This is a genomic window from Kiritimatiellia bacterium (genome assembly GCA_028715905.1).
Classification (GTDB): domain Bacteria; phylum Verrucomicrobiota; class Kiritimatiellia; order JAAZAB01; family JAAZAB01; genus JAQUQV01.
Genome location: JAQUQV010000070.1, coordinates 1 through 9,729, shown reverse-complemented (window position 1 = coordinate 9,729; position 9,729 = coordinate 1). Strand labels below are relative to the sequence as shown.

General features: G+C 60.0%; 7 protein-coding genes and 1 pseudogene. All 8 read right to left on the bottom strand.

Translation table 11 applies throughout. From position 1 onward, the window contains the following. Positions 1-126, bottom strand: a pseudogene (locus PHP98_10645) (aminotransferase class III-fold pyridoxal phosphate-dependent enzyme). A gap of 125 nt (positions 127-251) precedes the next feature. After that, a complete protein-coding gene (locus tag PHP98_10640) occupies positions 252-2,861 on the bottom strand; it encodes a glutamate synthase (GenBank protein MDD5484084.1) in 2,610 nt (869 codons plus the stop codon). Next, on the bottom strand, positions 2,858-4,327 hold the full coding sequence (locus tag PHP98_10635; GenBank protein ID MDD5484083.1) for a glutamate synthase-related protein: 1,470 nt from the start codon (positions 4,325-4,327) through the stop codon (positions 2,858-2,860). Before PHP98_10635 ends, PHP98_10640 begins: the two co-directional genes overlap by 4 nt. Before the next feature lie 79 nt (positions 4,328-4,406). Continuing rightward, complete coding sequence (locus tag PHP98_10630; protein ID MDD5484082.1) at positions 4,407-5,780, bottom strand: glutamate synthase-related protein; 1,374 nt, start codon at positions 5,778-5,780, stop codon at positions 4,407-4,409. Beyond that, complete coding sequence (locus tag PHP98_10625; protein ID MDD5484081.1) at positions 5,777-6,718, bottom strand: methylenetetrahydrofolate reductase; 942 nt, start codon at positions 6,716-6,718, stop codon at positions 5,777-5,779. Before PHP98_10625 ends, PHP98_10630 begins: the two co-directional genes overlap by 4 nt. Next, the gene (locus PHP98_10620) at positions 6,715-7,383 is read right to left on the bottom strand and encodes a methylenetetrahydrofolate reductase C-terminal domain-containing protein (protein MDD5484080.1); all 669 of its coding nucleotides are present in this window, start codon (positions 7,381-7,383) and stop codon (positions 6,715-6,717) included. The genes PHP98_10625 and PHP98_10620 overlap by 4 nt, the downstream gene beginning before the upstream one ends. Then, the gene (locus tag PHP98_10615) at positions 7,380-7,781 is read right to left on the bottom strand and encodes a hydrogenase iron-sulfur subunit (GenBank protein MDD5484079.1); all 402 of its coding nucleotides are present in this window, start codon (positions 7,779-7,781) and stop codon (positions 7,380-7,382) included. Before PHP98_10615 ends, PHP98_10620 begins: the two co-directional genes overlap by 4 nt. A 202-nt stretch (positions 7,782-7,983) precedes the next feature. Further along, a partial coding sequence (locus tag PHP98_10610; protein MDD5484078.1) for a hypothetical protein occupies positions 7,984-9,729 on the bottom strand: 1,746 nt, incomplete at its 5' end.

Sequence of the window (9,729 nt, the reverse complement as noted above, 5' to 3'; positions counted from 1 at the left end):
CCCGACCGCGATTTCGTCGGCGATCAGGAGAATGTCATGCGCGCGGCATAAAGCGGCCAGTTTTTTCAGGTATTGCGGGCTGTAAATCCTCATGCCGGCGGCGCACTGGCAAAGGGGTTCCACGATATTACATGAGTTTAACAAATCAAGCAAATTCAGCTATCCAGCAATTTTATTTGACAACCATTGTTTTACTGTAACATATTCATTCAAGTCCGTGGAAGTTTTGGACTTCAAACGATCAATGGGTTTCATTCATCGTCATCGGCGAGGTCGCGCTCCAGGAGCGAGGCCTGGATTGGAGCGATCTTGCGGTAGACTCTGGCCGGCGGCAGGCGGACGCCGTCCACGGTCAGCAGTTTGTCAACTTTAACGCCGAAGAGCCGCTCATTCTCCTCCAGCACCGGCTTGATCAGCGCCCAGTCCGCCCTGGATAATTCCACGATATGGCCGCCGTTTAATTGCGGCGGGATGACGGTCTGGCGCGGGTCGCGGATGTAAAGCGCGCCGCCCGAGGCCAGGGAAAAAAGATTGGAGCCGGGGTAGGGCAGCGCCAGCGGCTCCCAGGCGCCGTTGTCAAGGAAGGCGATGCCGTTGACAATGACAAATCCGCCGCCATTCAGGGGATCGCCGGCCATGAATGATTCCGCGAGAAAATCCAGACAGGTGCCGTTGATGACCACGCGCGGCCGGCCCACGGCGTTGATCAGCGGCCGGCCGGCCGCGTCCCCCATGACAAAAACCGATCCGCCCTTGGCGCCGTACATGAAGGTCTGTCCCACGTTGCCGTAAACAACCAGCTTGCCGTTTTTGAGGATCTGGGCCAACTGGTCCTGGGCGTCGCCGTGGATAAACAATTCGCAGCCGTCCATCCCGCTGGCGGCGTAGTCACCCGGGCTTCCGTATAAATCAACGCGGATATTTTCGCTGTTTGGGCCGAACCCGCACCCATGGAAACGCTGTCCGTGCAGGCCGTAGACGATGAATTGCCGCCATCCCGTTTCGGCCGCCTTTACCAGCAGCATGGCATCGCATTCTTCTCCCTCGGGGGGAAATCCGCGCGCGTCAACCACGAGCGCATTTTCGCCCTGAACCGGCGCGCGGAGTTTGTTCCGCGTTTCCCAGGTTATCCTGCGGAAACCGTTTGCGGACGGGGCGGCGTGGTCAATGGGCGGCGTTCCATCCAGCAGGCGGACAATGCCGTTCCGGATAATTTCCAGCACGGAGCTCCGTTTTTTACGGCCGAGGTCATAGCGCCGGTCGTGCAACGAGGTCAGAACGTCAAGGGCCGCGCGCGCCGTTCCGGCCGCGCCCCGGGAAGCGGCGACTTCAATGATGTTCTGCAAAGCCGTGAAAGAGCCGGAGGCGGTTTCGCGCGCCGTTTTTTCAAAAAGCTCTTCGGCCCGTTGTTTTTCCAGAAGTTGAAGCGCGGTTGCGCGGAGTTCGGCCGGGCCATTATCCGCCGCCGGCGCGGAGCCGTCCCATGCAACGCCGGATTTTATGGTTAGGGGCGCGCCGAATTTATTCGCGCAGGCGAGCCGGATTTGTTTGCCGGTCCCGTTCAGCGTGAAGACAAAGGCGCCGCCGTCGGTGTGGCTGCCGCCGCGCGCGTTCCAGTATTTGTCGGCCGCCGGGTGGAAGCGCTTGTCTTCTTTTGCCAGGCTTTCCAGGACCGCGTCAATCGCCTGTTTTTCGGAAGCGCACAATCCGATCTGGGTTTTTCCGTCATCGCTCATGGCGAAAACCTGGGGGCGCAGCATGGAGGTGTCGGTGATGCCCATGAGGCGGTATTCAGGTTTGTCCGGATGGCTGGAAGCGATGATAAAAAACCAGGGGCCGTCCGGCGAGCCGTGGATGTGGGCGGCCTGGATGGCGCCGTAGAGCCGGCGCTTATCCTCGGGGAGTCGGTCAAAATCCAGCTCGGTGGTCGGCGCCAGGGCTTCAATGACGTATTCAAGCGGATATTGATAGACCCTGCTCCAGAGGTCAAAAATCTGCACCGCCACCTCCGTATCCGTCAGAAATTGGGGCTCCATGTTGCGCTGGCGGAGATACTCGCACACGGAATAATAATTGGCGAAATCGCCGTTGTGCACCAGCGCCTCGTTCATGCCGATGAAGGGGTGCGCGCCGCCGGGGTGCCAGACGCGGCCCTTGGTGGGAAACCGCTGGTGCGCGATCCAGATGTGCGCCGGCATGTTTTCCATGCGGTAATACTGCGCCGTCTGCTCGGCGTATCCCACGATTTTCAGAATCAGCAGGTTGCGCGCGTGCGAGAGCACAAACGCCTTCTTTTCGCCCAGCGCGGCGTAAAATTGCCGGTTGATTTTAAACGAATTCTGCCAGATGAATTCATCCTCCGCCTGCCTCGGTTTCAGGCCGGGAAAACCGGCGGAGAATTTTTCGAGTGCCGCGGGCTTTACGCGCACGAAATAGCGTCTTACATCCGGCGGACGCGTGTCCAGGCCAAGCCCGCGGTAATCTTCCATCATGGGCGCCGCGGCGGAATGCGCCACGTCAAGGAAGGGGAGGATGAATTCCCTTTCCAACTCGTTCGTTACGCCCGAATCCAGAAAGGCGATCTGGAGGAGATAGCAGTTTTCAAGAATTTCCTGCGTTACGCCGAAATAGGCCGCATCCAGGCCGGCCGCGGCGATGCCGCCCCCTTTGCCGTTGCCGCGGTTGTGCATCTGTATGGATGGTTGAAAAATGTGCCGCCCCGGCACTTTCACGTTGGCGGCAAAGCCCACCACGCCGCAGCCGCCCTCGTCGTCGGTTTTGCGGATTTTTTCCGCGGGGTAAGCGCCGCCGCCGGCGAGGGCCGCCCGCGCGCGGATTATTGTATCCGGGATGTCGCTCATTTTTGTTCCCTCTGGTAATCAAGGTGCGTCAGGAGATCGGTGCGTCCTGTCAGTTCCGTTACACGGGTCAGGCCGCAGGCGGCCAGCAGTCCGCGCAGTTGGGCGGCGAAGGAGGCATACAGGTTGTAGAGCCGTTGAAACGCCCAGTCCGCCGTGAAAAGCGCGGCCAGTTCGGGGTCCGTGCTGGCGATGCCCCGCGAGCAGCCCCGTCCGCTTTCGCAGTTTTTGCAGCGCAGACATTCCAGCGCCACGATTTCGGCCGTGCCGATCACCACGCCGTCCGCGCCCAGGGCGATGGCCTTGAAAATATCATGGACCGTGCGCAGTCCGCCCGACGCGATCAGGACGATTTTTTCCCGGATGCCTTCCTGCGCGAGGAAACGGTGGGTTTTATTGATGGCGTAATCAATCGGCATGGCAATGTTCTTTTTGGCAATTTCCGGAGCGGCGCCCGTGCCGCCGTAACTGCCGTCCAGATGGATCACGTGCGCGCCGGCGTAATAACTGCCGACCGCCACCATCTCCACGTCCGCCGGCGTGGATACTTTCGCGGAAACCAGCGCGCGCGGATTGACGTGCTTGATCCAGTCCACGTGTTTTTTATGATCCTCAATGGAATAAACCGAATGAAACGGAAAGGGCGAAAAGAGGGCGTTGCCCGCGACCGACTCGCGCATTCTGGCAACCGCCGCGGTAACCTTGTCGCCCAGCAGGTGCCCGCCCAGGCCCGGCTTGGCGCCCTGCGCGTATTTGAATTCAACCATGCGGACACGCTGAATGGTTTCTTCGCGCACGCCGAAAAGACCGGTTGCGACCTGGGTGATGACGTGCCGGTCGTAGGGATACAACGCTTCCGGGTAGCCGCCCTCGCCGGTGCAGGTGAATGTGTTCCAGGCTTCGGCGTTGCGGGCGCGGGCCGCCATCGTGTTCTGGCTGATGGAGCCGAACGACATGCCGCCGCCGTAGATCGGCAGATCAATAACCACTTCCGGCCGGCCGTCGCCGCGCCGGTTCAGGTTCAGACGTAAATCCACCTGGTCCGGGCTGATGCCGGAGGTCTTTTCCGGCAATAAAATGCGGATGCGGTCCAGCCCGCCGCCGGACGCGCCGCAGTCGTTTTCCATTTCCATGTAAGGCAGTTGCCCGGTGGCGGCCTGGTGCCAGGTGGAGAGGATCAGATCGCCGGTCCAGCGGTAATCGCCCAGCGCCTGAAAAACGGGGTTGATCTCCACGCTCAAAGCCCGGGCCGGACATTGCAGGACGCATCCGTCTGCCGCGCGCGCGCAGGCCAATCCCGCGCAAAGGTGGGACCGCGGCCGGAGCATTTTATCGCCGCCCTTGGCGTGAACTCCGTGCGGACAGACCGCGGCGCATTTTCCGCACTGCGCGCAGTTTTCCGCGCGGTGCACTGTGAATTTCCCGATCGGATTCCTGAAGCGGGACGGCATTGTTTGAATCTGATTCATGTATAGAATTTGCCACAAAGATGCACGAAAATCACAAAATAAAAGTCAGGGTGTGCATTCTGTGCCTTTTTGTGGCTAATTAATCCTTTCTTTTCCCGAAGATCGGCGCAAAGCATTCTTTTTCCAGGTCCTTGAAGAACATCACACGCCCGATTTCGCCGCGCAACCGGCGTATCTCGCGCAAACCCATGGCGCCGAGCACCTCAATCAGCTGGGAATGCCAGGCGCCCAGCAGGTTGGTGATTCTCTGCGCGCCCCAGGCCGCGTCCATTGATTCCAGCGCCACCGGGCATTCCGCCGCGCATTGCCGGCATATCCGGCATTCCAGCGCCGCGAGCAGAGCCTCATCCATGACCGCGCCATCCGCCCCGCACGCGATCAGCTTGGCCACGTGTTCGGCCATGGCAATGCCGCCGCCGGCCAGAAGCGTGACGCAATCCCGCCGGCCGGTTTGCACGAGCGCCAGATGAATTGCGCGCACCGCTTCTTTGATAAAACGCGGGTATGATTTTGAAAACTCGCGGCCGTTCCGGTCGGCATAAACGCGCAGAACGCTTATCCCCTGATCAACAAAATGCAAAACGGCCTCCTGCGTGCGCGGTTCAAGGGGCACGGCAACGCCGATTATCGCGTCCGGCCGGCGCCGGCTCAAGGTCCGTATCCGGGCGGCCAGACGCCGGACAATTTCCGGCTCGGCTGATTCCAGGCAGAATTCAAACAGACGGTGCGGGCAATCGGGGCCGACGTCCGTTTCCGGCGCATAGCGGGCGAAGACGTGTTCGTCCGGCGATTGCGGCGCGTCGTCAAACACCAGGAGTTTAAGCTGGCGGGCCGCATGCAGCACCGCCTGTTTCACGGCGCTCCAGCGGCGCGCGGCCGGCGGCAGGTCCAGCAAAATGGGCAGAGGGGATGAGACAATCGGCGGCAATTCGTCCAGCAGTTGGCCGTCCTTGAAATGGAGGCGGCCGGGCTTGCGGCCGATGTCAATGGCGGTATTGATGTATTCGCGGCCGTGAATGCCGTCCCTCGTGGGCCGGACGATTTCCGACATGTCCGTCCACATGTCGTCAAAACCTTCGCCGGAAAAGGGCCCTTCGTAGCCGGCGCCGGATACGGGGATTTTGCCGGTGGCGGCCTGGTTCCAGAGCGAGGTGATAATTTCGGGCGTCCAGTAAGCGTTGCCCAGTTCCAGGTATTCCGGATTAAGGGCCTTGATCAGTATCCGGTTGCGGCATTCCTGGACGCAGCGCATGCAGGCCTTGCAGAGGCGGTTGGCTGAATCCACGAGTTCGCGCGGAAGAAATTTTCTGTCGGTAAAAACATCGTATATGCAGTCGCGCCGGGCGCATTGCAGGCATCCGAGGCAGCGGTTGAGTTCAATATGGTTGAGTTTGGAAACCGGCGCGAAGCGCGCCGGTTCCGGTTCAACATCAATATGATACTTGCCGCTCATCCGGCGGCCTCCGGGCGCGGCAGTAAACCGGCCTGCTCGGAAATAGCGGGCATGGCGGATTCCCATTCAACGGGCTGAACATGCACGCCGCGGATCCCCTCTATTTTTCGTATGTCGCGGATCAGTTCCACGGCGATCGCGATTCCTTCGGCTTTCTGGTCTTTGGCCTCGCTCATGCGCCGGATCAGTTTTTCAGGAACAACGACGCCGGGCACATGATTGTTCATATATTTGAGCATGCCTGCGCTTCTGGGGATGATAATGCCGGCCAGAATGGCCGCCTTTTCAGGCAGTCCTTCGGCCCGCGCCTTTTGCATTATTTCGGCGAAACGCTCAACGTCGTAAATACCCTGGGTCTGGATGAAATCGGCGCCGGCCGCGATTTTCTTGCCGAGGCGGATCACGCGGAATTCAACGGGGTCGCCGAGCGGCGTCCAGGCCGCCCCGATAAAGAGCGGCACCTCCCCCTTCACCGGGTCGCCGCCCATGAATTTATGCTCATCGCGCAGTTGCCGCAGCATCCGCACCTGGTTGATGGAATCAAGGTCGTAGACGTTTTTTGCGCCGGGATGGCCCAGGAGTTTTCCGGCCCGGCCGAATGATTGATGGTCGCCGGAAAGACACAGGCAGTTCCGGATGCCCAGCGCCACGGCCCCCAGAATATCACTCTGCATGGCGATCCGGTTCCGGTCCCGGCAGACCATCTGCATCACCGGTTCCAGCCCGGCTTGCAAACACAACACGGACGCCGCGAGCGAGGACATGCGCACCACGGCCGTCTGGTTGTCCGTGATATTGAAGGCGTCCGCCGTGCCGCGCAGAAAATCCGTTTTTTTCATTATGGCGCCGGCGTCCGCGCTCATGGGCGGCCCCATTTCGGCGGTAACGACGAATTCACCGCGGGAGAGCAGTTGTTCAAGGCGGCTTCCGGATTTCATGGGGCGGCCTCCCCGTGAATCAGCTTGCGGGGACCGCCGTCGCGGGCCGTATCCCATTCCTTGGCCGGAATAATCTGTCTCAATTGGCCAAGCTTGCCCTGTTTCGTCAGGCGTTCAACGATCTCGGCCCAGGCGCAGGGGATTTCTTCGGAGACCTCGCATTTGCCGTCGTGCGCGCCGCCGCAGGGCCCGTTCAACAGGCTCTTGCTGCAGCGGGCGATCGGGCAGATGCCGGCGGTCAGGTCCAGCACGCAGTTGCCGCACCCGGCGCAGCGCTCCTCCCATTTTGCAGGCGCGGAATGGGTGCCCATGAAAGTCGTGTTCAATCCCGGGAAAACCGGCAGGTTGGGAAACCGTTCCGCCATTTGCTGGACGCCCACGCCGCAGGCGAGGGAAAGCACGGCTTCCTCTGCCGCGATCTGTTCCGCGCAGGATTCAATCATTTCGGGCTCGCACTGCCGTTCAATGGAGCATTCGGAGATTTCAACTGGAACCATTTTCCGGTTGAACGCTATGCGCAACTGGGCGGCCAGGATTTCCACCTCTTTCTTGCCGCCGGCATGGCACTCCGCCACGCAGGTCTCGCAGCCCGCGATGACGACTTTTTTGAAGGGTTCCGCCTTGGCGATGATTTCATCAAGGGGTTTCCGTTGGGCGACAATCATGCTTTTTTCCTTTCCGGCGCGGCCGGAATTGCGCCGGCGGCCTGTCCTTCCAGATGTTTAAGTTGTTCCGCAAAAGAATTCAATTCCGCATGCAGGTCGCAATCCGGCCGGAAAGAAATCGTTTTGACGCGCGCGGGATGGATTTTTACTTCTTCCAGCAGTTGCCGGGCATATTCTGTGTGGCGGACGGCCGCCCGGGCGCCGGCCAGGGTCCGGCATTCCCCCGGCGCGCAGTGCACGACGCACACGCCGAATTCACCGTCCTCAAACGCGCGCAGGATATGGATCGGCTCAAGCTGCCCGGAGCAGGTCAGGACAAATTCGCGCACCCAGTTTTCGCTGAATAATTTCCGGCGTCCGCCGCATTGCTGGCAGCGGTAAAGAATAATATGCTTCATGTCGTTTACCCGTGAAAAGAAATAAAATGCCGGCGCCCGGCAGAATTTCTGCGCCGGCCGGCAACAAGCGGAATCAACCCGGCATTATGCCTTTTGCGGCTCAAAAATCAAATCCTTTTTGCGGCGAATAAATCCCCCGCCAGGCGGAAGAAAGCGGGGCATGAAACAAGGACCGCAAGGCGCTCGCGGAGGAGGGCGAGAATCAGCGCTTTTCCAGCCATAAGCGCGCGGAAATTTCAGGTTTTTCCGAGGCAAAACGCGCAATGCGGTAATGCGCGAAACGGTTGGCATAAACTTCGTCGCTCAGGTTGTCAAAGATTGCATCCCGCAGTTCCACGCGGAACCGCCAGCCCGAAAGCTCAACCGCGAGGCCATGGTCCGAAATTTCTATTTGCGCCCGCGCCGTTCCGTTTGTTACCAGGCAGGGCACCTCAAAACCGAAAAGGTTATAGCCGCCGTTAATCGCCGCCAGAATTTCAAGACAGTCCTTTGCCAGGCGGTATTCCTGAAGAAGCGATTCCACGGATAGATGAGCCAGCGAGGCAAAAGACCAGCGAAGCGACCAGGCGGCCTCGTCCGCGGCGGCGGATTTTTTTGTAAAAACCACGTCTTCTATTTCCGGGATCATTTGGGCCAGCGATCTCCATTGCTGGCCGATTTTCCAGCAGGGCCCGATGGCCGCCGCCCGGCCGGAGGAAACTCCGTGCCGGATATATTTCGGATCGGCCGCGATACCCATGGAGAGCGCGAGTTCCGGAGGCGCGTCTTTCCGGTGGAACTGGCCCAACCCGGTCGCATCGTATACGGCCTGGGCGCGGGTGTCAATTTCCACGTGGGAATCGCCGCAGACCGCGAAAACTTTATGAAACGCCGGCCAGAGATCAAAAACGCAGCCGCCCGCGGCGGAAAAACCATCGGCAACCGGGATTGTGTCGTCGCTTATGAGCGCGGCGCGGGCGAAGAGCGAGGCGGCCAGGAGGGCGTAATTGGCGTATTCCCCGTAACTTGTGTCCTTGCCGTGATTGGTTTTGGGATCAAACTGATTTTTAATGAAACGTAACGGCCGGGATTTTGCATAGGGCGCCACCGCTTCCATTGCCTGCAAGGCGCCCTTGCGGAAGACGCTTGCCAGGTCCATGCGCCCTTTTTTCCGCCAGCAGTTTGCCTGATGTTCCAGAATATAGGCGAGCATGGCTTCGTTGTGCAGCTGGCCGTTGGAGCGGCCGCCGAAGGGCGCGTAACCGCAGGGTGAGAGGAAAAGCAGGGTGATGAATCCGGACCGGCGCAGGATTTCCGCGATAGTGTCCTTTAATCGGCCGTCATAACCGTAATGCATCATTTCCGTCAGGTTCTGGCGGACCATCAGGTCGTAAAGCATGGGGTCGCCGGGGTCGCGGTACATGCCCATTTCCGTGAAATGCGCCAGCTCCAGCTCAAGGTATTTATCCACATAATCCTTCGTGTCAGCCAGACCGTGCCGGATGCGGAGCCACTCGCCTGTGCAGGAAGAAACGCCGTAATTATCCAGCCGTCCGCCTTTCTCCAAAATCTTTCCAGACTTGTATGTTTTCTCCGCGTCAATGGCGGCGATGGCCAGGCGCCATTTTTCAGCCCGGCCGGCATCCGTGTGTTCGCGGAGGATGTCATAGGCAACGACAATTTCTTTCATGGTCAGGTCCAGCACGCCGGGGAGAAAGTCTCCGCCTTCGGCCGCGTTTTTCAGGACGTTGTCCGCCACCTGGTCAAGCGCCCTTATGGCCGGCGGCAGAAAATCACGGCGGTTTTTTTCACGGGCGAGGATCGCGGCCGGGCAGGCGAAGCGCGCGGATGTTCCGCCCTTCCAGCGTTGGTCGCCGCCTTCCACGGGGTCAACGACCATGCCCCGCCCGTCAATCCAATGGCAGGCCTGTTCAATGATGTTTTCGGCCAGATCAAGATAGAGCGGCCG

What these genes read in the sequence shown, in the direction of transcription:
- PHP98_10640 (MDD5484084.1), bottom strand. Translation starts at nt 2,861, where the DNA reads ATGAGCGACATCCCGGATACAATAATCCGCGCGCGGGCGGCCCTCGCC.
- PHP98_10635 (MDD5484083.1), bottom strand. Translation starts at nt 4,327, where the DNA reads ATGAATCAGATTCAAACAATGCCGTCCCGCTTCAGGAATCCGATCGGG.
- PHP98_10630 (MDD5484082.1), bottom strand. Translation starts at nt 5,780, where the DNA reads ATGAGCGGCAAGTATCATATTGATGTTGAACCGGAACCGGCGCGCTTC.
- PHP98_10625 (MDD5484081.1), bottom strand. Translation starts at nt 6,718, where the DNA reads ATGAAATCCGGAAGCCGCCTTGAACAACTGCTCTCCCGCGGTGAATTC.
- PHP98_10620 (MDD5484080.1), bottom strand. Translation starts at nt 7,383, where the DNA reads ATGATTGTCGCCCAACGGAAACCCCTTGATGAAATCATCGCCAAGGCG.
- PHP98_10615 (MDD5484079.1), bottom strand. Translation starts at nt 7,781, where the DNA reads ATGAAGCATATTATTCTTTACCGCTGCCAGCAATGCGGCGGACGCCGG.